General features: G+C 55.7%; 26 protein-coding genes. 8 read left to right on the top strand and 18 right to left on the bottom strand.

Annotation, left to right across the window (positions count from 1 at the left end):
* The first annotated feature begins 199 nt into the window (after positions 1–199).
* Positions 200–844 (top strand): OapA family protein, encoded by a 645-nt coding sequence (locus AC4IC4_RS02080; RefSeq protein ID WP_048989485.1) that lies wholly within the window; start codon positions 200–202, stop codon positions 842–844.
* Positions 845–912: 68 nt separating this feature from the next.
* Here the strand turns inward: AC4IC4_RS02080 and rplI are convergent, their stop codons facing one another.
* From rplI to rpsF, 4 genes are read right to left on the bottom strand one after another with little or no spacing between them, the layout of a single operon-like run.
* Positions 913–1,362, bottom strand: a complete 450-nt coding sequence (gene rplI / locus AC4IC4_RS02075) for a 50S ribosomal protein L9 (protein WP_023310148.1) — start codon at positions 1,360–1,362, stop codon at positions 913–915.
* A 41-nt stretch (positions 1,363–1,403) separates the two neighbouring features.
* Entirely contained in the window at positions 1,404–1,631 is a 228-nt protein-coding gene (gene rpsR, locus AC4IC4_RS02070; protein WP_000135199.1) for a 30S ribosomal protein S18, read from the bottom strand.
* 4 nt (positions 1,632–1,635) lie between these two features.
* Entirely contained in the window at positions 1,636–1,950 is a 315-nt protein-coding gene (gene priB / locus AC4IC4_RS02065; RefSeq protein WP_008502895.1) for a primosomal replication protein N, read from the bottom strand.
* A 6-nt stretch (positions 1,951–1,956) separates the two neighbouring features.
* The gene (rpsF, locus tag AC4IC4_RS02060) at positions 1,957–2,352 is read right to left on the bottom strand and encodes a 30S ribosomal protein S6 (protein WP_014068637.1); all 396 of its coding nucleotides are present in this window, start codon (positions 2,350–2,352) and stop codon (positions 1,957–1,959) included.
* A gap of 341 nt (positions 2,353–2,693) precedes the next feature.
* Between rpsF and yjfY the strand changes: the two genes are divergently transcribed.
* Complete coding sequence (gene yjfY, locus AC4IC4_RS02055; RefSeq protein ID WP_010427445.1) at positions 2,694–2,969, top strand: DUF1471 family protein YjfY; 276 nt, start codon at positions 2,694–2,696, stop codon at positions 2,967–2,969.
* Positions 2,970–3,110: 141 nt separating this feature from the next.
* On the opposite strand, the gene AC4IC4_RS02050 is transcribed toward yjfY, so the two are convergent.
* Genes AC4IC4_RS02050 through ulaA form a run of 6 tightly spaced genes read right to left on the bottom strand, consistent with a single transcriptional unit; the run spans position 3,111 to position 7,518 of the window.
* The gene (locus AC4IC4_RS02050; RefSeq protein WP_473701939.1) at positions 3,111–3,797 is read right to left on the bottom strand and encodes an L-ribulose-5-phosphate 4-epimerase; all 687 of its coding nucleotides are present in this window, start codon (positions 3,795–3,797) and stop codon (positions 3,111–3,113) included.
* Positions 3,790–4,650, bottom strand: a complete 861-nt coding sequence (locus tag AC4IC4_RS02045; protein WP_491472056.1) for an L-ribulose-5-phosphate 3-epimerase — start codon at positions 4,648–4,650, stop codon at positions 3,790–3,792. Before AC4IC4_RS02045 ends, AC4IC4_RS02050 begins: the two co-directional genes overlap by 8 nt.
* Positions 4,651–4,659: 9 nt before the next feature.
* A complete protein-coding gene (gene ulaD / locus AC4IC4_RS02040; protein WP_008502901.1) occupies positions 4,660–5,310 on the bottom strand; it encodes a 3-keto-L-gulonate-6-phosphate decarboxylase UlaD in 651 nt (216 codons plus the stop codon).
* A gap of 12 nt (positions 5,311–5,322) precedes the next feature.
* A complete protein-coding gene (gene ulaC, locus AC4IC4_RS02035; RefSeq protein ID WP_024907321.1) occupies positions 5,323–5,790 on the bottom strand; it encodes a PTS ascorbate transporter subunit IIA in 468 nt (155 codons plus the stop codon).
* A gap of 9 nt (positions 5,791–5,799) precedes the next feature.
* Positions 5,800–6,105, bottom strand: coding sequence for a PTS ascorbate transporter subunit IIB (gene ulaB / locus AC4IC4_RS02030; protein ID WP_003856022.1), 306 nt, complete (start codon positions 6,103–6,105; stop codon positions 5,800–5,802).
* Positions 6,106–6,117: 12 nt separating this feature from the next.
* The gene (gene ulaA, locus AC4IC4_RS02025; RefSeq protein WP_491472055.1) at positions 6,118–7,518 is read right to left on the bottom strand and encodes a PTS ascorbate transporter subunit IIC; all 1,401 of its coding nucleotides are present in this window, start codon (positions 7,516–7,518) and stop codon (positions 6,118–6,120) included.
* 358 nt (positions 7,519–7,876) lie between these two features.
* Between ulaA and ulaG the strand changes: the two genes are divergently transcribed.
* Entirely contained in the window at positions 7,877–8,941 is a 1,065-nt protein-coding gene (gene ulaG, locus AC4IC4_RS02020; protein WP_024907323.1) for an L-ascorbate 6-phosphate lactonase, read from the top strand.
* A gap of 110 nt (positions 8,942–9,051) precedes the next feature.
* Complete coding sequence (ulaR, locus tag AC4IC4_RS02015; protein WP_024907324.1) at positions 9,052–9,807, top strand: HTH-type transcriptional regulator UlaR; 756 nt, start codon at positions 9,052–9,054, stop codon at positions 9,805–9,807.
* On the opposite strand, the gene yjfP is transcribed toward ulaR, so the two are convergent.
* Positions 9,804–10,526 (bottom strand): esterase, encoded by a 723-nt coding sequence (gene yjfP / locus AC4IC4_RS02010; protein ID WP_491472054.1) that lies wholly within the window; start codon positions 10,524–10,526, stop codon positions 9,804–9,806. The genes ulaR and yjfP overlap by 4 nt on opposite strands.
* Positions 10,527–10,663: 137 nt before the next feature.
* Between yjfP and bsmA the strand changes: the two genes are divergently transcribed.
* The 3 genes from bsmA (at position 10,664) to AC4IC4_RS01995 (ending at position 13,521) form a co-directional block, all read left to right on the top strand.
* Positions 10,664–10,993 carry a biofilm peroxide resistance protein BsmA gene (bsmA, locus tag AC4IC4_RS02005; protein ID WP_024907326.1) on the top strand — a complete coding sequence of 110 codons (330 nt, stop codon included), beginning with the start codon at positions 10,664–10,666 and terminating at the stop codon, positions 10,991–10,993.
* 136 nt (positions 10,994–11,129) lie between these two features.
* Positions 11,130–11,417, top strand: coding sequence for a DUF1471 family protease activator YjfN (gene yjfN, locus AC4IC4_RS02000; RefSeq protein WP_032645202.1), 288 nt, complete (start codon positions 11,130–11,132; stop codon positions 11,415–11,417).
* 172 nt (positions 11,418–11,589) lie between these two features.
* Complete coding sequence (locus AC4IC4_RS01995) at positions 11,590–13,521, top strand: methyl-accepting chemotaxis protein (RefSeq protein WP_491472053.1); 1,932 nt, start codon at positions 11,590–11,592, stop codon at positions 13,519–13,521.
* On the opposite strand, the gene AC4IC4_RS01990 is transcribed toward AC4IC4_RS01995, so the two are convergent.
* The gene (locus AC4IC4_RS01990; RefSeq protein WP_491472052.1) at positions 13,518–15,140 is read right to left on the bottom strand and encodes an isovaleryl-CoA dehydrogenase; all 1,623 of its coding nucleotides are present in this window, start codon (positions 15,138–15,140) and stop codon (positions 13,518–13,520) included. The two genes, AC4IC4_RS01995 and AC4IC4_RS01990, sit on opposite strands and share 4 nt — an antisense overlap.
* Before the next feature lie 193 nt (positions 15,141–15,333).
* Here AC4IC4_RS01990 and AC4IC4_RS01985 point away from each other — a divergent pair, with 193 nt between their 5' ends.
* On the top strand, positions 15,334–16,608 hold the full coding sequence (locus AC4IC4_RS01985; RefSeq protein WP_491472051.1) for an MFS transporter: 1,275 nt from the start codon (positions 15,334–15,336) through the stop codon (positions 16,606–16,608).
* A 90-nt stretch (positions 16,609–16,698) separates the two neighbouring features.
* Here the strand turns inward: AC4IC4_RS01985 and rlmB are convergent, their stop codons facing one another.
* The 6 genes from rlmB to hflC form a co-directional block, all read right to left on the bottom strand.
* A complete protein-coding gene (gene rlmB, locus AC4IC4_RS01980; protein WP_010427468.1) occupies positions 16,699–17,433 on the bottom strand; it encodes a 23S rRNA (guanosine(2251)-2'-O)-methyltransferase RlmB in 735 nt (244 codons plus the stop codon).
* A gap of 66 nt (positions 17,434–17,499) precedes the next feature.
* A complete protein-coding gene (gene rnr / locus AC4IC4_RS01975) occupies positions 17,500–19,944 on the bottom strand; it encodes a ribonuclease R (RefSeq protein WP_148770159.1) in 2,445 nt (814 codons plus the stop codon).
* A gap of 38 nt (positions 19,945–19,982) precedes the next feature.
* The gene (gene nsrR, locus AC4IC4_RS01970; protein ID WP_023334253.1) at positions 19,983–20,408 is read right to left on the bottom strand and encodes a nitric oxide-sensing transcriptional repressor NsrR; all 426 of its coding nucleotides are present in this window, start codon (positions 20,406–20,408) and stop codon (positions 19,983–19,985) included.
* A gap of 193 nt (positions 20,409–20,601) precedes the next feature.
* On the bottom strand, positions 20,602–21,900 hold the full coding sequence (locus AC4IC4_RS01965) for an adenylosuccinate synthase (protein WP_024907332.1): 1,299 nt from the start codon (positions 21,898–21,900) through the stop codon (positions 20,602–20,604).
* 104 nt (positions 21,901–22,004) lie between these two features.
* Positions 22,005–22,202: a DUF2065 domain-containing protein gene (locus tag AC4IC4_RS01960; protein WP_003855996.1), complete on the bottom strand. Its 198-nt coding sequence runs from the start codon at positions 22,200–22,202 to the stop codon at positions 22,005–22,007.
* Positions 22,203–22,273: 71 nt separating this feature from the next.
* On the bottom strand, positions 22,274–23,278 hold the full coding sequence (hflC, locus tag AC4IC4_RS01955; RefSeq protein ID WP_024907333.1) for a protease modulator HflC: 1,005 nt from the start codon (positions 23,276–23,278) through the stop codon (positions 22,274–22,276).
* Between the last annotated feature and the right edge of the window lies 1 nt (position 23,279).

The following is a 23,279-nucleotide window of genomic DNA, read 5'->3' as shown; positions in this document are numbered from 1 at the left end:
AGCATATCAGCCATGCCCTTATGGGTAAAACTTTGTCTGAAGTTAAGGTGACAAACCGCGACGAAACAGAAACAATAGAGATAACCAGGATTAATCCCGAACTGATGTCACGGATGTCGGGTTTACTACGCCGTTCAGGCAGTTAGCAAACTATACTTCGGGGCACAGGATAAAAAATACGCGGAGCAGGAGGAGTGCCATGCCCGGGCGATTTGAACTGAAACCTACCCTGGCGAAAATCTGGCAGGCGCCGGACAATTTTCGCATCATGGACCCGCTGCCTCCTCTGCATCGCAGAGGGATCATCATTGGTGCGCTGATGGTGATTGTGGGCTTCCTGCTTCCTTCCGGGGGCGATGATGTCGATACCGCACCCGTCACCCGCAATGCCCAACTGGACATTCAGTCGCAGACGCGGCCGCAGCCTGACGCACAGCCGATGCAGACGCAGCTCGTCTCCCCGTCTAACGATCCGGGTCAGGTTGCGCCGGTTGAGCCAGAGCCCATTCAGGATGAACAGCCGCAGGATCAAGCCGCCGCCCCGTCTCAGCCTCAGACGCAGCAGCCCACCGGCATTGAGCAACAGTGGCGCTCCTATCGCGTAGAGCCGGGCAAAACCCTGGCACAGCTGTTCCGCGACCACAACCTGCCGCCAACCGACGTGTATGCCATGGCGAAGGTGGAAGGTGCGGGTAAACCGCTCAGTAACCTGCAGAATGGTCAGATGGTACAGATTCGCCAGAATGCCAGCGGGGTGGTGACAGGGTTAACGATTGATACGGGAAGTGGACAACAGGTACTGTTTACCCGCCAGCCAGACGGCAGTTTTATCAGGGCGCGTTAAGAGCCCGGATCTCTAAAACGCAAAACGCCGGCACAAGGCCGGCGTTTCAACGTGAGCAGAGTAAAAAATTACTCAGCTACAACGTTAACAACCAGTTTAGCGAACACTTCGCTGTGAACCTGGAAGTCAACTTCGTGCTCACCAGTGGTACGCAGAACGCCGTTCGGCAGACGAACTTCGCTCTTAGCCACTTTAACGCCTGCAGCAGATACTGCATCAGCGATATCGCGGGTACCGATGGAACCGAACAGTTTACCTTCGTCGCCAGATTTAGACGCGATGGTAACGGTGCCCAGTGCGTTGATTGCTTCAGCGCGAGCGTTAGCAGCCGCCAGAACGTCAGCCAGTTTGGCTTCCAGTTCAGCGCGACGTGCTTCGAAAAACTCTACGTTTTTCTTGGTAGCTGGAACAGCTTTACCCTGTGGAACCAGGAAGTTACGTGCGTAACCCGCTTTAACGTTAACCTGATCACCCAGGCTGCCCAGGTTTGCTACTTTATCAAGCAGAATAACTTGCATTACCTTATCCTCTTAAAGTCGTATTAATGGACCGTGCCCGATTACTGATGACGATCAGTGTACGGCAGCAGGGACAGGTAGCGAGCGCGTTTGATAGCGCGAGCCAGCTGACGCTGGTATTTTGCACGAGTACCGGTGATACGGCTTGGGACAATCTTACCGCTTTCGGTGATGTAGTTTTTCAGCGTTGCGATATCTTTATAGTCGATCTCTTGAACGCCTTCCGCGGTGAAACGGCAGAACTTGCGACGACGGAAATAACGTGCCATATGGCTAGTCTCCAGAATCTATCAAATCAATCTGCTCGGCATGCAGAACCATTTTGCTCAGGCCGTTCTTTGCCTTGTGGCAAGAGATGAACCCCTGAACGATTACTGCGCTACCGACCGTTAAACTGTGAGTAATGGCCTGGTTTTCGTGTCCGCTAATAATAACGGGCATTTGGCACCACGCCTGCCGGTGAAACCCGGCTTCCTCTTGCACAGAACGATGCTCAAGCACGAACTGGCAATGCGGAATTCCTGATGGACTGACCTTTCGAAGGGGAGCCCTGCATACGATGCCGGACAACGCCAGACGGTTGGTCATCAGAAATTACTCTTCAGAATCCCCAGCATCAGAATCATCTGCGGTTTCGTTTGCGAAATCATCGCGACGCTCACGGCGCTCGTCTTTCGCTTTAACCATCGGAGATGCTTCGGTAACTGCGTTTTTGGTACGCATAACCATGCTGCGGATAACGGCATCGTTGAAGCGGAAGGTAGTTTCCAGCTCATCGATCACTTCCTGCGGCGCTTCAACGTTCATCAGAACGTAGTGTGCTTTGTGCAGTTTGTTGATCGGGTAAGCCAGCTGACGGCGGCCCCAGTCTTCCAGACGGTGGATCGTACCTTCTGCACCAGTGATGGCAGCAGAGTAACGCTCGATCATACCCGGAACCTGTTCGCTCTGGTCAGGATGGACCATAAAAACGATTTCGTAATGACGCATCGAATTGCTCCTTACGGATTATTCAGCCTCCTGTCTGGGTCAGCCGAGGCCCGGGGAGGCAAGGAACGTGTTAAAGGTCGGCTGAAAAATTGACGCGTCATAATACTTGCGCGCCCCTGGAAACTCAAGCTGATTGCACAAATAATTCGCACAAAGCGCGAAGCGGGTCTAAGTGGGTGATTTAAAATTGGTCACACCCGGAAGCGTTGTTTTTTTGAACAACTGCATCAGAAATGGTCACGCATCCCCGCCGGATGAGTGATTACACTTTAATCAGAGATCACCTGAATTAAAGAAGGAGCATCCCCCCTCTCGCAGCACGCAGTCGTGGAGCGCATATCATGAAAAAAATCGCATTAGCCATAATGGCGGCGCTTTTGCTCAGTGCAAACGCGATGGCAGCCATCAAGATAGACAGCCGACAGGCCAGAAACATGGATGATGTGCAAAGCTTGGGCGTCATTTACATCAATCATAATTTCGCCACGGAAAGTGAAGCAGATCAGGCCCTTAATGAAGAAACCGATGCGCAGGGCGCAACCTATTACCACGTGATGTTAACCCGTGAGCCCGGCAGCAACGGCAACATGCACGCCAGTGCAGATATTTACCGATAACGCATTAACGCTAGCACCAGGAAAGCCAACAACGAGAACATAGCCATAGTTGACGTTGCCCCCTGCCCGGGGGCTTTTTTTTGTGAATGGCTCCGGAATACCACCGGTTACAACTGTTTTTCGGTATTCCAGAGCGCTTATTCACTTCTGCCCGTAGTAGGCATTCGGGCCGTGCTTGCGCATGAAATGCTTATTCATCAGGTAATCATCAATGCCCTGAAGCTGTGGGTTGATGCCGCGGGCAATCCACGCCATGCGTGCCACTTCCTCCATGACGACCGCATTATGAACGGCGTCGTGGGCATCTTTTCCCCAGGCGAACGGGCCGTGCTGATAGACCACAATACCCGGCGTATGCAGCGGCTCACATTCTCCCAGCGTATCGATAATCACCTTTCCGGTGTTGAGCTCGTATTCACCTTCCACTTCATCCTGCGTTAATGCCCGCGTGCAGGGGATGTCGCCAAAGAAGTAGTCCGCGTGGGTCGTGCCCAGCGCCGGGATGGGCAGCCCGGCCTGTGCCCAGGCCGTCGCGTGCGTGGAGTGGGTATGCACCACGCCGCCGAGGGACGGATAACGCCGGTACAGCGCCAGATGGGTTGCGGTATCTGAAGAGGGACGCCATTTTCCCTCCACGACGTTTCCGTCGAGATCCACCACCACCATATCGTCTGCTTTCATGGTGTCATACGCCACACCGCTCGGCTTAATCACGATTAGCCCCTGCTCGCGATCGATCGCGCTCACGTTACCCCAGGTGAAGGTGACCAGGCCATAGCGCGGCAGATCCATATTGGCTTCAAAGACCTGCTGTTTAAGCTTAAGCATGTTCAGCCTCCAGCAACCCTGCCCGCGCCATACGTTCGCGCACCCAGTCCCGCGCCTTCGCCACTTCCGCTGCCGGGTTGTCCGACGTCTCGCTCCACATCTCAATCAGGTAAGGCCCGCAATAGCCTGTCTGCCTGAGCGTCTCGAAGCACCGTTCAAAATCCACCACCCCGGTGCCGAACGGTACGTTTTTAAACACGCCAGGACGGGTATCTTTGACATGCACCGCCACGATATGCCCCATGCCTGCCTGCAGCTCCATCTGCACGTCGTTATCCCATGCCGACAGGTTGCCGATATCGGGATAAAGCTGGAACCACGGGTTATTCAGATAATGCGCGTAGCCCAGCGCCTTGCTGATGGAATTCATTAACGGGTAGTCCATGATCTCCATCGCCAGCGTGACCTGCGCGCGGCTGGCCATCTCAACGCTCTCTTTCAGGCCGTCACGGAAACGACGGCGCGTTTCATCGTTGGCTTCCTGATAGTAAACGTCATAACCCGCCAGTTGGATCACGCGGATACCGACATCCTGCGCAAAGCGAATGGCTTTACGCATGATCTCCAGCCCCTGCGCGCGTACGGCATCGTCTTCGCTGCCGAGCGGAAAACGACGGTGGGCGCTCAGGCACATGGACGGCACGCGCACGCCCGTTTCAGCAACGGCGCTCACCAGCGCCAGGCGCTGTTCGCGGCTCCAGTCGAGGCGAGAGAGACGCTCGTCCGTCTCATCCACGGACATTTCGACAAAATCGAAGCCCAGATGTTTTGCCAGCTGTAACCGCTCCAGCCAGCACTCCCCCGCAGGGAGTGCCTTTTCATAGATGCCAAGCGGGACCTGTTTTGACAACATACCCGCTCCTTAGCCCCAAAGCTGAGCGATTGAGCGTTTGAACTGACGCGCCGCTTCCACCGGAGACGCCGCATCACGAATGCTGCGACCGGCAATAAAGACGTGAATCGGAATGCCCTTGAACAGCGGCAGATCTTCCAGCGCCAGACCGCCGGTGACGGTGACTTTGAAGCCCATATCCGCCAGACGTTTGATCGCGCTGATATCCGCTTCGCCCCACGCCACGCCTGCGGCCTGCGCGTCGCGGCTGCGGTGGTACACCACCTGCTGAATGCCCGCATCGCGCCACTCCTGCGCCTGCTCCCAGGTCCAGAAACCGGTCAACTCAATCTGCACGTCGCCGTTAAACTCTTTTGCCACGTCCAGCGCGCCTTTGGCGGTGTTGATATCCGCACAGCAGATCACGGTGACCCAGTCAGCATTCGCTTCAAAGCACATGCGGGAAAGGATTTTGCCTGCGTCGGCAATTTTGGCATCTGCCAGCACGATTTTATGCGGATAGAGCGCCTTCAGGTCGCGAACGGCACGCACGCCTTCGCCCACGCACAGAATGGTACCCACTTCGATGATATCGACTTCTTCCGCGATCAGACGGGTGGTTTCGTAAGCGTGGGACAGAGTTTGGTTATCCAGCGCAACCTGCAACATAGGTAATGACATGTTCAATTCCTCTTAGACTGCCGCCGCTGTGGCGTTATCAATTAAATCCAGCACGTCCTGCTCGGTACGGCAGGCGCGTAAACGGTCGAAATTAGCTTCGTCATCAAACAGATTGACGATCTGCATGATGCCCACTTCCTGGTGGGTGTTAGCATCCACGGCGGCCATGGTGATCAGGATGTCGACCGGGTCGTTATCTTCGTGGTTGAACACCAGCGGCGTTTTCAGCGTCACCAGCGCGAAGCCGGTTTTCTTCACGCCCTCTTCAGGACGCCCATGCGGCATTGCCAGCCCTGGCGCTATCACAAAATAAGGGCCGTGCTGCGCGACGCCATCAAGAATGGCCTGGTAGTAACGCGGCTCGACAACGTCAGCCTTAACCAGCAGATCCACGCTCAGCTTCACCGCTTCCTGCCAGGTGCTGGCCTCAGCCTGTAAAAGGATGGAATTATTCTCTGCCAGCGAATCACGTAGTTTCATGTGGCGTCCTTACTTCACGTCTTGTGGGAAGTGCTCTTTAATCACTTCCAGCAGTTTTGGTCCGAAATCCGCAGGCGACAGCATGTTGCGCACGCCCACCACATATTTATTGCCCGACACGCTAATTTCGCCGGCGATATGGGTAGAGGCGATGATGATGTCCGCGCCGTTCAGCTCACTTTTGTATTCACCCACCGCGCAGCTGTTCACCGTGTGGTCAATGTTTGACTGGGTTAAAAACTGGTCCACTTTCATCTTCATGATCATGGAGCTGCCTTGCCCATTACCACACACAGCCAGGATACGTACGGTCATAATCGAAACTCCTTAATGAGCAGAGACTTCTGCTGTTTGTTTTTCCGCATCTTCTTCAGCTCGCAGCGAACGGCCAGCGAAGAACATATAAGCCAGAGCAATCAGGATGATGACGGCCATAAAGACCAGCCCGACGGAGGCAAAGCCCTGCATCATCGGCGGTGCCAGAATTGACCAGTCCGCCATGCCCATCCAGGCACTCATACCGGTGAGCTTCACCGCCCATACGCAACCAAAGATTTCCACCATACCCATGACCAGGCAGATCTTGAGCGCCGCGCGCCAGCCGCCGAAGTGGTTAGCGAAGACGCCGATGGTGGCGTTGGAGAAGAACATCGGGATAAAGCCTGGAATAATCAGGATTGAGGAGCCGCAGCCGACCAGGATGCCCACCGCAATCAGCTGGCCGATGGTGCCCCACATAAAGCCCCAGACCACCGCGTTTGGCGCGAAGCTGTAGATAGCGGCACAGTCAATCGCCAGCACCGCACCAGGGATCAGGCGCTGCGAGATGCCGTTGAAGGCTTCCGACAGTTCGGCGACGAACATACGCACGCCCTGAGTGATGATGAAAATGGCCACCGCGAAGGAGAAGCCGGTCTGCAGGATATAAACCGTCCAGTGCGTTTTACCCGCCATCGCCTGAACAACGTCAATGCCGAAGGAGAGCAGAATGGCGCCGAAGAAGATGGTCATCACAATCGCGGTTGAAACGATGTTGTCGTGGAAAATATTCAGCCAGCCCGGCAGCTTGAGGTCTTCAACGCTCTCATCTTTTTTGCCCAGGTACGGTGCAACTTTATAGGCAATCCAGGAGGCAAACTGCTGCTGATGGCCGATGGAGAAACCGCAGCCGTCAGTCACTTCCTGAGTAGGCTTGTACATCATGTTGGAGGTGATACCCCAGTAGAGCGAGACCAGCACCGCGGTGCAGATAATCGTGGTCCACATTGGGTAGCCGAAGATATAGAGAGAAACCGCGATCAGCCCCGCCTGCTGGAACATGATGTGGCCGGTGAGCATGATGGTGCGAATGCCGGTAATACGGCGCAGAAGAACGTAGATGATGTTCAGCGCCAGGGCGAGCAGCACCGCATACCCCACCCAGCTATAGGCATCACCCATGCGTTCAATGGTCGCCATCATTGAGGCGTAAGTGTCAGAGATGGCACCGTTGATGCCATACACTTCCGACATTTTGGCGACGACCGGCTTAAAGGTGCTGGTCAGAATGCCTGACCCCGCCTGCAACAGCATGAAACCGATAATGGTTTTGATGGTGCCTTTAATAATCACGCTGACGCTTTTGCGCAGCAGGATATAACCCAGACACGTCACGATACCCAGCAGCAGCGGGGCGTTGGTCATTACCTGATTAAAGAACACGGTAAAGACGTTGTAGAGGATCTCCATAACTCTCTCCAGAAATGAGAACACGAGGGGCAATCCCTGTGTGGTTGGTGTCATCACTCTATTAATCACAAATAATCACCACAAGATTGCATTTGATTATTTGTGACGTATCACGCAATTTATTTCCATGGTGTTAGTAATGATTTTCACTACCGTACATGAGAAATAAATTAACCTTTATAATTCATGCAATTAATGCTTAATACTGGATAGTCTAACAAGGAATAAGTGCAGAGTACGTGAAGTTGCGCAGATAAAATTCCGCATTTTTGCCATTGCAAAGCGCATCAAATGGTGCCAGCATTAATCACAACAAATCACCATGTGATTACTTTTGATTAAACCAGGAGTCAAAACGATGAGTAAAGTGAACACCATCACCCGTGAGTCATGGATTCTGAGCACCTTCCCGGAGTGGGGCAGTTGGCTGAATGAAGAGATCGAGCAGGAACAGGTTGCTCCTGGCACGTTTGCAATGTGGTGGCTGGGCTGTACCGGTATCTGGCTGAAATCAGAGGGTGGCGCCAATATCTGTGTCGATTTCTGGTGCGGCACCGGCAAGCAGAGCCACGGCAACCCGCTGATGAAAAAAGGCCATCAGATGCAGCGCATGGCGGGCGTGGAAAAACTGCAGCCGAACCTGCGTACCACACCGTTTGTGCTCGATCCGTTTGCCATTCGCCAGATCGACGCCGTCCTTTCTACTCACGATCACAACGATCATATCGACGTGAACGTGGCGGCTGCGGTGATGCAAAACTGTGCTGACGATGTGCCGTTTATCGGGCCACAGACCTGCGTGGATCTGTGGATCGGCTGGGGCGTGCCGAAAGAGCGCTGCATCGTGATGAAGCCTGGGGACGTGGTGAAAATTAAAGATATTGAAATTCACGCGCTGGACGCCTTTGACCGTACAGCACTGATCACCCTGCCTGCCGATCAGAAAGCCGCGGGTGTACTGCCGGACGGTATGGATGAGCGCGCGGTTAACTATCTGTTTAAAACCCCTGGCGGCTCCCTGTACCACAGCGGCGACTCTCACTACTCCAACTACTACGCGAAGCACGGTAACGAGCATCAGATTGACGTGGCGCTGGGCTCCTACGGCGAGAACCCGCGCGGTATTACCGACAAAATGACCAGCGCCGACATGCTGCGCATGGCGGAAGCGCTGAATACCAAAGTGGTGATTCCGTTCCACCACGATATCTGGTCAAACTTCCAGGCCGATCCGCAGGAGATCCGCGTGCTGTGGGAAATGAAAAAAGACCGCCTGAAGTATGGCTTCAAGCCGTTCATCTGGCAGGTCGGCGGCAAGTTCACCTGGCCACTGGACAAAGATAATTTCGAATATCACTACCCACGTGGTTTCGATGATTGCTTCACCATTGAGCCTGACCTGCCGTTCAAGTCCTTCCTCTGATTGTGCAGCCGCATCGCCAGACATGATGTCTGGCGATGTCATATTTCTTTTAGTAATTTCACGCTATTTCAAATATCATCTTTTCAAATCAATTCTTATCGGAATAGCTCATGACGGAAGCGCAACGGCATCAAATTCTCCTGGAACTCCTGGCGCAAACCGGGTTTATCACCGTCGAGAAAGTGATCGAACGTTTAGGCATCTCCCCGGCAACGGCGCGGCGGGATATCAACAAGCTGGATGAAAGCGGCAAGCTGAAAAAGGTCCGCAACGGCGCGGAAGCGATCAGCCAGCAGCGCCCTCGCTGGTCTCCGATGAATATTCATCAGGCGCAGAATCATGATGAAAAAGTGCGGATTGCCAGAGCCGCATCGCAGCTGGTGAATCCCGGCGAGAGCGTGGTCATCAACTGCGGCTCCACGGCGTTTCTGCTGGGCCGTGAAATGTGCGGCAAGCCAGTGCAAATCATCACCAACTACTTACCGCTCGCCAATTATCTCATCGACCAGGAGCATGAGAGCGTGGTGATCATGGGCGGTCAGTACAACAAAAGCCAGTCCATCACCCTTAGCCCTCAGGACAGCGAAAACAGTCTCTATGCCGGGCACTGGATGTTTACCAGTGGCAAAGGCCTGACGGCAGATGGCCTGTATAAAACCGATATGCTGACCGCGATGGCGGAACAAAACATGCTTAACGTTGTGGGCAAGCTCGTTGTGCTGGTCGACAGCAGCAAAGTGGGCGAGCGCGCAGGGATGTTATTCAGCCGTGCCGAACAGATCGACATGGTGATCACCGGCAAAGGCGCCAACCCTGAGATCCTCCAGAAGCTGGAAGATCAGGGCGTAAAAGTGCTGCGCGTTTAAAGGTGCTGGCGGAAAAACGCTACCGTGGCATCCAGCGCCGTTGGCGTGATGCGGTGGCGGACGCCCGGTTCCCATAGACAGGTCAGATTATCGTCCAGTCCTTCACTCATTAACGCCTGCTGCAGGCGGAAGGTTCCCTCGGGCGGGACCACATCATCCGCGTCACCGTGCCACAGCAGCAGCGGGCGATCGGCCAGGCGCGGCAATGCCCGGGTCACGTCCCACTCTTCGAGCGTCGCGGCGATTTCCGCTAAATCCTGAGGGGGAAAAAGCGTCTTCGCCAGCGACTTAAAATAGCCCGAGCCCATCAGACAGGCGACAGACTTCACTTCAGGATGATGCGTCATAATCCCCAGCGCCGTCATACCGCCCATCGACGCCCCAGCCACGGCCAGACGATTGTCGGCCACCAGCCCTGCCTCATACAGCGCATCGCGCAGCCCGGCAAACTCGGTCAGACTCCCGTGCAGAATGTGCCAGAACTGCCCAAGACGCGCCTGTTCGTTACCCAAAAAGCGTGCGCCGTGGTCGGGTGCATCCGGCATCACTACCCGAAACCCCGCCTGCGCCAGCGCGACCGCAAAATAACTGTAAACCAGCTTCGATGAGGTAAACCCATGATAAAAAACCACAACAGGCAGCGGTTTATCACGTTTACCCGCTGGCATCGCGTGTAAAATTTCATGGTCGCCGAGATGGCGTATTTCAATTTCAATCATTGTCGACCCTGTGCGAATGTATGATTCATAATGTTGAGAACTGGGTTACGCTTTCACGTCATTTTCATTCGAAATATACGTCCCAGATAACACTTCGGGAACATTCCCCCAAAACTAAATTCACAGACAACTACACTATGGCTATCAGGAAACGAGATATGGTTATGCGCAGGTTTGCTGCTTTATTGCTGGTGTTTCTGCTCAGTGGCTGTAGCGCGCTGCAGGGAACGCCGCAACCCGCTCCACCGGTCGCCGATCATCCACAGGAGATTCGTCGTAATCAGACGGAAGGATTACAACGAATGGGCACCATCTCCGCGCTGGTTCGCGGCTCTCCGGATGACGCAGAAGCGGCAATAAAAGCACAGGCCGTCGCCGCCAAAGCAGATTATTACGTCATCATTATGATCGACGAAACCATCATAACGGGACAGTGGTATTCACAGGCCATTTTGTACCGGAAATAATGGTTTACTTTTGAACGAGATTTACACTGCTTTGCGTCCATAGACATTTTCCTGTCCACAATAAACTCCATGCCCGCGTCAATGGAAGGGAGTTTATTTGCGAAGGATTGCCCGGCGGATACCGGATATATGTGAAATGGAGCTGACGATGAAACGAACTCTTGCTTTGACCTCACTGTTGCTCTCAGCAGGCCTGCTGAGCACCACCGCGCAGTCAGCAGAATTCGCCAGTGCTGATTGTGTGACTGGCCTGAATGAAATTGGCCAGATCTCCGTGAATAATATCTCGGGGAGCCCGCAAGACGTTGAACGTGTCGTGGCATTAAAGGCCGATGAGCAGGGTGCTTCATGGTATCGCATCATCCAGATGCAGGAAGATAACCATATCGACCACTGGCGGGTACAGGCCATTCTCTACGTGTAATCTCCCTCCTGATAAAAGCCACTTATTTTTAGTGGCTTTTCGTTTTTGCAAATTTTTTATTTTATAAAAAACAAATCAAGAACAATAAAATAACATTTTGTTACATTAAATCAGTAAACGTAATCCCCGCTCTGCCGTTGAAGAACCATACCTTTTCAATGATGAGCAATTTATGATCAACATTTTTCGCCGCGCAGGCCTGGGTGCGAAGCTGTCACTGCTTACCGGCGTCAGTGTCGCCACGCTGTTTCTGCTTTTCACTTTTCTGCTCAGTCAAAAAGCCAGCCAGCAGCTTGAAGCCCTTGCGGTAGAAGATCTGCATAATCAGTCCACCGGCATGGTCGACATGGTGCAGATGTTTAACACCAGCCTGAGTGAAGAGGTTGAGAGCTATACCCGTCTGTTCACCACCTTTTTACCGCAGCCCCTGAACATTGATGCTTCCCAAACCCTGACAATTAACGGGCTCAGCGTTCCGCTTCTGAAAGGCGGAGATACCGGGCTGCATGAAAACAACACGCTTTCGGACGCGTTCCTGAACCGTACGGGAGCCATTTCGACGCTGTTTGTACGCAGCGGTAACGACTTTGTTCGCGTAGCCACTTCCCTGCGTAAAGAGAACGGCGAGCGGGCAATGGGTACCGTTCTGGATAACGCCAGCCCGGCCTTTGCCGCCGTCAACAAAGGTGAAGTCTACCGCGGCCTGGCGCTGCTGTTTGGCAAACGCTACATCACCCAGTACCAGCCGGTTAAAAACGCCGAAGGACAGGTCATTGCGATCGTCTTTGTCGGGGTAGACATCACTCACTCCTGGAACGTCATGCGTGAGAAAATCCTCAACCGCCGCCTGGGCGAGAGCGGTCACTTCTTCGTGCTGGATCGCAGCAACGGCAAAACGCGCGGGCAATACCTTTTCCACGCCAGCGAAGAGGGAAAACTGCCGAAGTGGGACGACGCGACGCAGCAACAGCTTCTGAGTGATAAACCCGGCACGCTGGAGCGCGTAAGCGACGACGGCCGCACGCTGAAAATGGCTTATACCCCGCTGCCAGGCTGGAACTGGACTATCGTGGGTGAAGTGGATAAATCGGTGCTGCTCTCAAGCGTCACCGCCATGCGCGACGGTTTCCTCCTCGCCGGTACGGCCTTATCCATCCTGTTTGCTGGTCTGTTTGTAGTCCTGATTCGCCGGGTGCTGACCCGACCGCTGCGCAATGTGATCCATCTTGCCCGGCAATATGCCGCAGGGGATCTCCGTTCCAGCCTGCCCGTGACGCGTCAGGACGAAGTCGGCCAGCTGATCGACGCCATCAACGGCATCGGTGGCGGCCTGCAAAAAATTGTCCTGCAGGTCCGCGAGGCCGCAGGCGAAATCCATTCAGGTACCAACGCGCTGGCCGCCGATACCGGCGAGATTTCAGAGCAGATCAACAAGCAGGCCAGCAGCGTGGAAGAGACCTCCGCCAGCATGGAGCAGCTGGCCGCCACCGTGCAGCAAAATGCCGCCAACATGGAGCAAACGCAGCAGTTGGTGGGTGAAACCTCGCTCGCGGTGCATCAGGGCGGTGAGACGGTCACCCACGCGGTGTCGACCATGGACGACATTCGCGAAGCGTCAAAACGCATCGCAGACATCACGCGCGTGATTGAGTCCATCGCTTTCCAGACCAATATCCTGGCGCTGAATGCGGCAGTGGAAGCGGCCCGCGCGGGCGAGCATGGAAAAGGGTTTGCGGTGGTAGCGCAAGAAGTTCGCGCCCTGGCGGGACGCAGCGCTAATGCGGTGAAGGAGATTGAACAGCTGATTGGCGATACGCTCAGGAAAGTCAGTGAGGGTCATGCGCTGTCTGAACAGACGCGCCTGGCGATGGATGACATCATTGTTCATATCGATAACATCAGCCAGCTGGTCACCGAGATTAACCATGCCTCACGCGAGCAGTCCGCCGGGATCGGTCAGGTGAACCTCGCCATGACCCACATTGGCGAAGCGTCGCATATCAATGCCGACCGCATCTCACGCAGCGAACAAACGGCTCAAACGCTGCGCGAGAAGGGTTCACACCTGGCTCAGCTGGTGAGCCTGTTCCAGCTAAAAGGCTAGCCGACTCTGCCCGTCGCACGCAGCAGCAGGTCACTTTGCACCTGCTCGCTCATCACCGTTCCGCCACGGGTATCCAGCATCATGCGGCACCACGCCTGCGCCACCGGAGGCGATGCGTGCCGCAGCATTTCGCTCCCGGCACTCAGCAAGAAAAGCTGCTGCGCGATCTCCCGCCCCTGCGCCTCCTGCGGTTTACGCAGTTTTTGCTGAAGCTGTCGCCAGCTGCGGTCGAAGTGTCTGTCCTGCCCTTTGACCTGTGCAAACTCATCGGCAAGCCGATCGTGTATACCCGGCTGCTTCGCCAGCACGCGCAGCACGTCCAGGCACATGATGTTGCCGGCCCCTTCCCAGATGCTGTTCACCGGCATCTCGCGATACAGGCGGGGAAGTTCGCTCTCCTCGCAGTATCCTACTCCGCCCAGCACCTCCATCGCTTCAGCGACAAACGGGATGCCCGCTTTGCACACGCTAAATTTGGCGGCCGGGGTAAACAGCCGTGCCCATGCCGCCTCCTGCGGATCCGCGCGTTTATCCCACGCCCGCGCCAGGCGGAACAGCAGCGCCGTTTGCCCCTCCAGCACCAGCGCCATCCGGCTTAGCACTTCGCGCATGAGCGGCTGATCGATAAGATTTTTGCCGAAGGTCTGGCGCTGATGCGCATGGTACAGCGCCACGGAGAGCGCACGGCGCATCAGTCCGTGGCTGCCCAGCGCGCAGTCAAAGCGCGTCAGCCCGCCCATTTTGAGGATTTGCCGTACCCCTTCGCCTTCTTCCCCCAGCAGCCAGCCGGAGGCATCAAGGAATTCCACCTCGCTGCTGGCGTTGGAGCGGTTCCCGAGCTTGTCCTTAAGGCGCTCCAGCCGGACGGCGTTGCGCTGCCCGTCAGGTAAAAAGCGCGGCACAAAAAAGCAGGATAGTCCGCCCTTCGCCTGCGCCAGCACGAGATGCGCATCGCTTTGCGGGACGGAGAAAAACCATTTATGTCCCACCAGCCTATAACTGCCGTCGCTGCATTTTTCCGCCCTGGTGGTGTTGCTCAGCACGTCCGAGCCGCCCTGCTTTTCCGTCATCCCCATACCGATCAGCAGGCCGCGCTTTTGCGCGCCGGGCGCAAGATGAGGATCGTAGCGATCGCTGAGCAGCGGTGTCAGCCAGTCGTGAAAGGGTTTGGGGAGCGCCTGCTGCAGGAGCGGTGTCGCGGCAAACGTCATGGTGACAGGGCACAGCGTGCCCGCCTCCACCTGAGCATGAAGCACAAAGCGTGCGGCCCGCGCGACAAACGCCCCTTTACGCGCCTCCTCTTCCCACGCCAGGTTATGCACGCGGTTGGCACAAAGTCCCTGCATCAGCAGGTGCCATGCCGGGTGAAAGCGGACGTCATCCAGCCGCTCCCCGGTGGCGTCATAGCGAAGCAACTCCGGCGGATTCACGTTCGCCAGCCTGCCCAGCTCCAGCGACTCCGCCGTACCCAGCTGCTGACCAATGCTGGCGAGGAGTTCGATATCCCACTCGGCCCCTTCACGCGCGACCGCATCGCGCAGGGCGCAGTCCGAGAGGAAAAGGTTACTGTTGGAAAGCGGTGCAGGTTGATTGAAAACGGTATGGGTCTGCCAGTGCATGCTGTCTCCCTCCTTCAGTGGCAATGACGATAAGTATGGACAGACCGCGCACACGCTGCATGGGAGGGGAGTCACACGTTCACGATCCCGCTGATATCATTCGTGAAATAGCTCACAGAACATAAGAATAAACTATTTCATGACTTCGCTTTTGTTGAATAATTTATTCTTACCCTTTTCAGTGAGGATCGTTATGCAACCGGATGCGCACAAGCGAGCATTAATTGCCGGCTCCATTGGTAACTTTATCGAGTGGTATGAGTTTGCGGTCTACGGTTTTCTGGCGACCGTCATTGCGAAGAACTTCTTCCAGCTTGAAGGGGAAGCGGGGCTCACCAGCCTGATCCTCACCTACGCCTCGTTTGCCATTGCCTTCTTCTTCCGCCCGCTGGGTGCGGTGGTGTTTGGCCGCATCGGCGACCGGATTGGCCGTAAACCGACGCTCATTATTGTGCTGGTGCTGATGACGCTCGCTACCGCCGCCATCGGCATTGTGCCGGTCTATGCCAGTATCGGGATTGCCGCACCGCTCATTATTACGCTGCTGCGCATCCTACAGGGACTGTTTGCGGGCGGTGAGTACGGCGGTGCGGTCTCGCTGATGACGGAGTTTGCCCCGCGCGGCAAGCGTGGGCTCTATGGCGCGTGGCAGTCGTTTACCGTGGCGCTGGGGCTTTTAGCGGGCGCAGGCATCGTGGCGCTGCTCTCTGCCCTCCTCACGCAGGAAGCCCTGCACGACTGGGGCTGGCGTATTCCGTTCTTCCTGGCGTTACCCATGGGCGTCGTTGCGCTGTGGCTTCGTGTCAGCATGGAAGAGACGCCCAGCTTTGTGCAGCAGCAGGACAAACCGGCTGTCGCTCAGGCGGATACTGCCGCCACGCTCCGGGCCATCGCGATGGGGATTGGGCGCGTAATGGTCTGGTCTGCGGCAGGGTATACCTACCTGGTGATTATGCCGACCTATCTGCAGTCGGCGCTGCACACCGGGTTTAACCAGGCGCTGCTTATAGCGGTGATTTCGAATATTGGTTTTGCACTCACCATCATTCCGTCGGGGATCCTGAGCGACCGGATCGGGCGCCGCACGGTGATGATTATCGCCACCGCGCTGCTGCTGATCCTCGCCCTGCCGCTGCTGAAAATTCTTCAGGCAGAGTCGAGTACGCTGGCGGTGAAGGCTGTTGTGGTGTTGATTGCGGGCGGTCTGGTCGGGATGCTGGCAGGGCCAGGCCCGGCAATGCTATCTGAGATGTTCCCGACGCGCGTGCGCTATACGGGGCTGGGGCTGGCCTACTCGTTGTCGAACGCGATTTTCTCGGGATGCGCAGGGTTAATCATCACCGGCCTGATTAAGCAGACGGGCAACCTGGATATTCCGGCGTACTACGTGATGGCGACGGCGGTAGTGAGTATTTTCGCGCTGATGACGCTGAGGAAGGATGACCATTTGCGGTCGTTAGAGGAGTGAGTTTGTCACCGTCTGGTGCCCTCACCCCGGCCCTCTCCCACGGGGAGAGGGAGAAAACACAAAAGGCCGTCCTGTGGACGGCCTTGCTGTTTATTCTCCCCGCTGACGCACCGCTTCAAACAGGCAGATACCCGTCGCAACAGAAACGTTCAGGGACGACACGCTACCCGCCATTGGGATGCTGATCAGCTCGTCACAGTGCTCGCGGGTCAGACGACGCATGCCTTCACCTTCCGCACCCATCACCAGAGCCAGACGGCCGGTCATTTTGCTCTGGTACAGAGTATGATCCGCTTCACCGGCGGTACCGACGATCCAGATGTTCTCTTCCTGCAGCAGACGCATGGTGCGCGCCAGGTTGGTCACGCGGATCAGCGGAACGTTTTCCGCCGCGCCGCAGGCCACTTTCTTCGCCGTTGCGTTCAGCTGCGCGGAGCGATCTTTCGGCACAATCACCGCGTGCACGCCCGCCGCATCGGCGCTACGCAGGCACGCGCCGAGATTATGCGGATCGGTAACGCCATCGAGGATCAGGAAGAACGGGTTATCCAGCTCGGCAATCAGATCCGGCAGATCGTTTTCCTGGTACTGACGACCTGGCTTCACGCGGGCAATGATCCCCTGGTGAACCGCACCTTCACTTTTCTCATCCAGGAACTGGCGGTTCGCCAGTTGGATCACCACGCCCTGCGCTTCCAGGGCGTGGATCAGCGGCATCAGACGCTTATCTTCACGCCCTTTCAGAATAAACACTTCCTGAAAACGCTCCGGTGCGCGCTCGAGAAGGGCCTGCACCGCGTGGATGCCGTAAATCATTTCACTCATTGATGGTTCTCGTAATAAGTATTTCCCCTCTCCCGGTTAGGGAGAGGGTCAGGGTGCGGGGAGACTTTACTCCGCCTGCTTTTTCTTGGCCGCGCGCTTCGCTTTGGTGGCAGCCGCTATTTTCTGCGTTTTCGCGGACGGTTTTTTCGCTGAACGGGCTTCTTTCTTCGCCGCCTTCGGCTTCTGCTTCTTCTCGCCGCGGAACGCGCTGTCCGGCTCGAAGTTTACCTTCTTGCCCGCCTGGCGACGTTTACCGCCACCTGGTTTACCGTTACCGGTTTTTTTCGCCCTTTCACGCTCGGTTTTCCCGACGTTACGCGGCGCGCGCTCACTGGAGATCAGGCTGAAGTCGATCTTACGGTCGTCCATATTCACGGCTTCGACCTTCACTTCCACACGGTCGCCCAGACGATATGTCTGGCCGCCAGATTCGCCAATCAGGCGCTGACCGACCTGGTCGAAGCGGTAGTAGTCGTTATCCAGGCTGGAGACGTGCACCAGACCGTCGATGAACAGCTCGTCCAGACGAACGAAGAAACCAAAGCCGGTCACGCTGGCAATCACGCCTTTAAAGACGTTACCCACCTGATCGAGCATAAAGTCACACTTCAGCCAGTCCGCCACGTCACGTGTTGCTTCATCAGCACGACGTTCGGTCATGGAGCAGTGCTGACCCAGCTGCAGCATCTCTTCCATCGAATAGTGGTAGCCACCGGTTTCGGTGGTGTTCCCTTTATGGCCCTGCTCCTGCGCCAGCAGATACTTGATCGCACGGTGCAGAGAGAGGTCAGGATAGCGACGGATCGGCGAGGTAAAGTGGGCGTAAGACTGCAGCGCCAGGCCGAAGTGACCGCGGTTTTCCGGATCGTAAATCGCCTGCTTCATTGAGCGCAGCAGCATCGTCTGCAGCATTTCTGCGTCAGGACGATCGCCAATGGACTCCAGCAGCTCGGCGTAATCGCGCGGCTCTGGCTTGTTACCGCCAGGCAGCTCCAGACCCAGTTCGGCCAGCACGGAGCGGAACGCGGTGATGGCTTCCGTCGACGGTTTATCGTGAATACGGAACAGCGCAGGCTCTTTGGCTTTCTCGACGAATCGTGCCGCCGAGATGTTCGCCAGAATCATACACTCTTCGATCAGCTTGTGCGCATCGTTACGCTGGGTCTGCTCGATACGCTCAATGCGGCGTTCCGCGTTGAAAATGAATTTCGCTTCTTCACTCTCAAAGGAGATCCCGCCGCGCTCTTCGCGCGCCTGATCCAGCGTTTTGTAAAGGTTATGCAGCTCTTCGATGTGTTTAACCAGCGGCGCGTACTGTTCGCGCAGATCCTGGTCGCCCTGCAGCATATGCCAGACCTTGGTATAGGTCAGACGCGCGTGCGAGCTCATCACCGCTTCGTAGAACTTGTAGCCGGTTAAGCGCCCTTTGGTGGAGATGGTCATCTCGCAAACCATACAGAGGCGGTCAACCTGCGGGTTCAGGGAGCACAGGCCGTTAGACAGCACTTCCGGCAGCATCGGCACAACCTGGGACGGGAAGTAGACCGAGGTACCGCGGCTGCGCGCTTCGTTATCCAGCGGAGTGTGCGGACGAACATAGTAGCTTACGTCTGCAATAGCGACCCACAGGCGCCAGCCGCCGCCGCGTTTTTTCTCGCAGTAGACGGCGTCATCGAAGTCGCGGGCGTCTTCACCGTCGATAGTGACCAGCGGCAGGGAGCGCAGATCCACGCGGCCCGCTTTGGACTCTTCCGGCACTTCTTCGCGCAGGCTTTCGATCTGCTCTTCAACCGCTTTCGGCCAGATGTACGGAATTTCATGGGTACGCAGCGCCATATCAACGGCCATTGTGGTGCCCATGTTGTCGCCAAGCACTTCGACGATTTTACCTACCGCTTTAGTGCGACGGGTTGGGCGCTGGGTGAGTTCCACCACAACAACAAAGCCCATGCGGGCGCCCATCACCTCTTCAGGTGGGATGAGGATGTCGAAGCTCAGACGGCTGTCGTCCGGCACCACGAAGCCCACGCCCGCGTCGGTAAAGTAGCGGCCAACGATCTGGCTGGTTTTTGGCACCAGAACGCGTACCACGCGCGCTTCGCGGCGACCTTTACGGTCAGCGCCCAGCGGTTGCGCCAGGATCTGGTCGCCGTGAATGCACATTTTCATCTGTTCAGATGAGAGGTACAGATCGTCTTTACGGCCTTCCACGCGCAGGAAGCCGAAGCCATCGCGGTGACCAATGACGGTCCCTTTCAGCAGATCGAGACGTTCTGGCAGCGCATAGCACTGGCGGCGGGTAAAGACCAGCTGCCCGTCACGCTCCATTGCGCGCAGGCGGCGGCGAAGGGCTTCAATTTGCTCTTCACCTTCAATGTTTAGTTCAACGGCAAGTTCTTCACGATTGGCGGGTTTTTCGCGTTTTGTTAAGTGTTCAATGATGAACTCGCGGCTGGGAATAGGATTCGCGTATTTTTCGGCTTCGCGTTCCTGGAAAGGATCATGTGACATGTCGGTTCCTCCGTTGTCAGCTCCGGTGGAAATTTTCTTCATTCCACCAGCAATAATTTATAAAGCGGTTGATTCTCTTCAACCAAATCGGCCAGCGTGTAGTTATCCAGTTCCATGAGAAAACTTTGCACGGCCTTTGAAAGCGCCTTTTTCAGGCGGCAAGCGGGCGTGATGTGGCAGAACTCGCTGCTGCAGTTCACCAGAGACAGCGGCTCCAGTTCACGTACCACGTCGCCCACACGAATACTCTGTGCCGGTTTACCGAGACGGATCCCACCATTCTTCCCGCGGACGGCAGCAACGTATCCGGCACGACTAAGTTGATTGATTATTTTGACCATATGATTACGGGATACGCCGTAGACCTCTGTAACTTCAGAGATACTGGTCATCTTCCCCTCGGGTAACGACGCCATGTAAATCAGCGCACGTAAGCCGTAATCGGTGAAACTTGTTAACTGCACATCAACCTCAGGAAAAAAGGGAAAACGCGGTCAAACCGCAGAGATATTCATTAATGATGATAAACCAGCCAGATAGTTAGCGGCTAATTTATTTGACAGACGGGGCGAAAAAGCGGAGATCCAGGAGCGTTCGCCGGATGGCGCTACGCTTATCCGGCCTACGGGTCTCCCCGCAGGCCAGAATTCACGAAGATTATGCGTCGAACGGGTCGCGCAGGATCATCGTTTCAGTACGATCCGGGCCGGTAGAAATAATATCGATCGGCACTTCGGTCAGTTCTTCAATACGCTTGATGTAATCCAGCGCCGCCTGCGGCAGGCCGCTACGCTCTTTCACACCGAAAGTGGTCTCAGACCAGCCCGGCATGGTTTCGTAGATTGGCTCAATGCCTTCCCAGTCGTCAGCTGCCAGCGGAGTGGTGGTCACTTCGCGGCCGTCTGGCATACGGTAGCCTACGCAGATTTTCACTTCTTTCAGGCCGTCCAGTACGTCCAGCTTGGTCAGGCAGAAGCCAGAGAGGGAGTTGATCTGCACTGCACGACGTACTGCAACCGCATCCAGCCAGCCGGTACGACGACGACGACCGGTGGTCGCGCCAAACTCGTTACCCTGCTTGCACAGGAACTCGCCGGTTTCATCAAACAGCTCGGTCGGGAATGGACCCGCACCCACGCGAGTGGAGTACGCTTTGATGATGCCCAGAACGTAATCCACATAACGTGGACCCAGGCCAGAGCCGGTCGCCACGCCACCTGCAGTGGTGTTAGAGGAGGTAACGTACGGATAGGTACCGTGGTCGATGTCCAGCAGCGTACCCTGCGCGCCTTCGAACATGACGAAATCGCCACGCTTGCGCGCCTGGTCCAGCAGATCGGACACATCAACAACCATACCGGTCAGAATGTCTGCAATCGCCATGACGTCATCCAGCACTTTCTGGTAGTCAACAGCGTCAGCTTTGTAGAAGTTCACCAGCTGGAAGTTGTGATATTCCATCACTTCTTTCAGTTTTTCAGCGAAGGTTGCTTTGTCGAAGAGGTCGCCTACGCGCAGACCGCGGCGTGCAACTTTATCTTCGTAAGCCGGGCCGATGCCACGACCGGTGGTACCGATCGCTTTCGCACCGCGCGCTTTCTCACGCGCGACGTCCAGCGCCACGTGATAATCCAGGATCAGTGGGCAGGCTTCGGAGAGCAGCAGACGCTCACGAACAGGGATACCACGGTCTTCCAGACCTTTCATCTCTTTCATCAGCGCAGCAGGAGACAGCACAACGCCGTTACCGATGATGCTGGTGACGTTATCACGAAGAATGCCTGATGGAATAAGATGGAGGACGGTTTTTTCACCGTTGATTACGAGAGTATGGCCTGCGTTGTGACCGCCCTGGTAGCGTACAACATATTTAGCCCGTTCAGTCAGAAGATCAACAATCTTCCCTTTACCTTCGTCACCCCATTGGGTGCCCAGTACGACGACGTTGTTACCCATTTTTTTCAAAATCACCGTTTGCTTAAAAATGGATTCTACCATCGCTTTTTCAGATATACAGCACTTTTTGACCTCAAAATACGCCGATTGCGCCTACTTTTTGATCAGCCAATCGTTTTCCTCAACATGTAGTAGATCACGATGCCCGCAACCACAAGACCACCGCCAAAACGACGCAAAATATTATCCGGCAGTTGGCTCATCGTGGCGATCATTCGACGCCAGGCGCGTGGATAGAGCATCGGTCCAAGGCCTTCCAGCACCAGGACCAAAGCCAGTGCGAGCCAGATCGTTGAATTCATTTTTATTCCTTATAAAAGAAAACCACCGCTCCGTTAAGAGCGGTGGTTTGAATACTCAAACGAGCCTGAGTTTATCGCGTTGCGTTAGTCGGCGTCTTCATATAACGGAAGAAATCGCTGTCCGGGCTGAGCACCATCACATCCTGGTTGCTCTGGAAGCTATTCTCGTAAGCACGCAGGCTACGGATAAAGGCGTAGAAGTCAGGATCCTGGCTGAAGGCATCAGCGAACAGCTTCGCCGCTTCGGCATCACCTTCACCGCGCAGGATACGGCCCTGGCGCTCAGATTCCGCCAGCGTCTTGGTGACTTCGTAATCCGCTGCTGCACGCAGCTTCTCAGCCTCTTCCTGGCCCTGTGAACGGTGACGACGGGCTACCGCTTCACGCTCGGCGCGCATACGGTTGTAAATCGCCTCAGACACCTCTGCTGGCAGGTTGATCTGCTTGATACGCACGTCAACCACTTCGATACCCAGCGCAGCCATACTGTTCGGGTTGATCACCGGCACTTTACCGTTGGTCTCCGCCTGAACGCGTTCAGCCGCTTTGGCAATCGCATCATCTGCTGCCGGGGTTGAAACTTCGTCTTCCGTGCCCGCGGTACCGGAGTTCAGGGCATCGCGAACTTCCAGGGTCAGACGACCGCGGGAGTCGGTCACGATGTCTTTCACATCCAGACGACCAATCTCGGAACGCAGACGGTCAGAGAACTTACGCTTCAGCAGCACTTCTGCCTGAGAAACGTCACCGCCGCCTGTTGCCAGGAAGTAACGGCTGAAATCGCTGATACGCCATTTGATATAGGAATCAACGATCAGGTCTTTCTTCTCTTTGGTCACGAAACGGTCAGCCTGGTTATCCATGGTCTGGATACGCGCATCAAGCGTTTTCACTGACTGGATGAACGGCACCTTGAAGTGCAGGCCCGGCTCGTAAATTACCGGGCGTTTGTCGCCATCACGCACGACGCTGCTGAACTGGAACTTGATCCCACGCTCGCCTTCTTTCACCACAAAGATCGAGGTATAAAGCACGACCAGTACGATGACGATGATCGCAATAACTGACTTACGCATC

Source organism: Enterobacter sp. Taxon_2, assembly GCF_058355295.1.
Note: the sequence above shows the minus strand (reverse complement) of the source record. Positions and strands in the feature narration are given on the sequence as shown.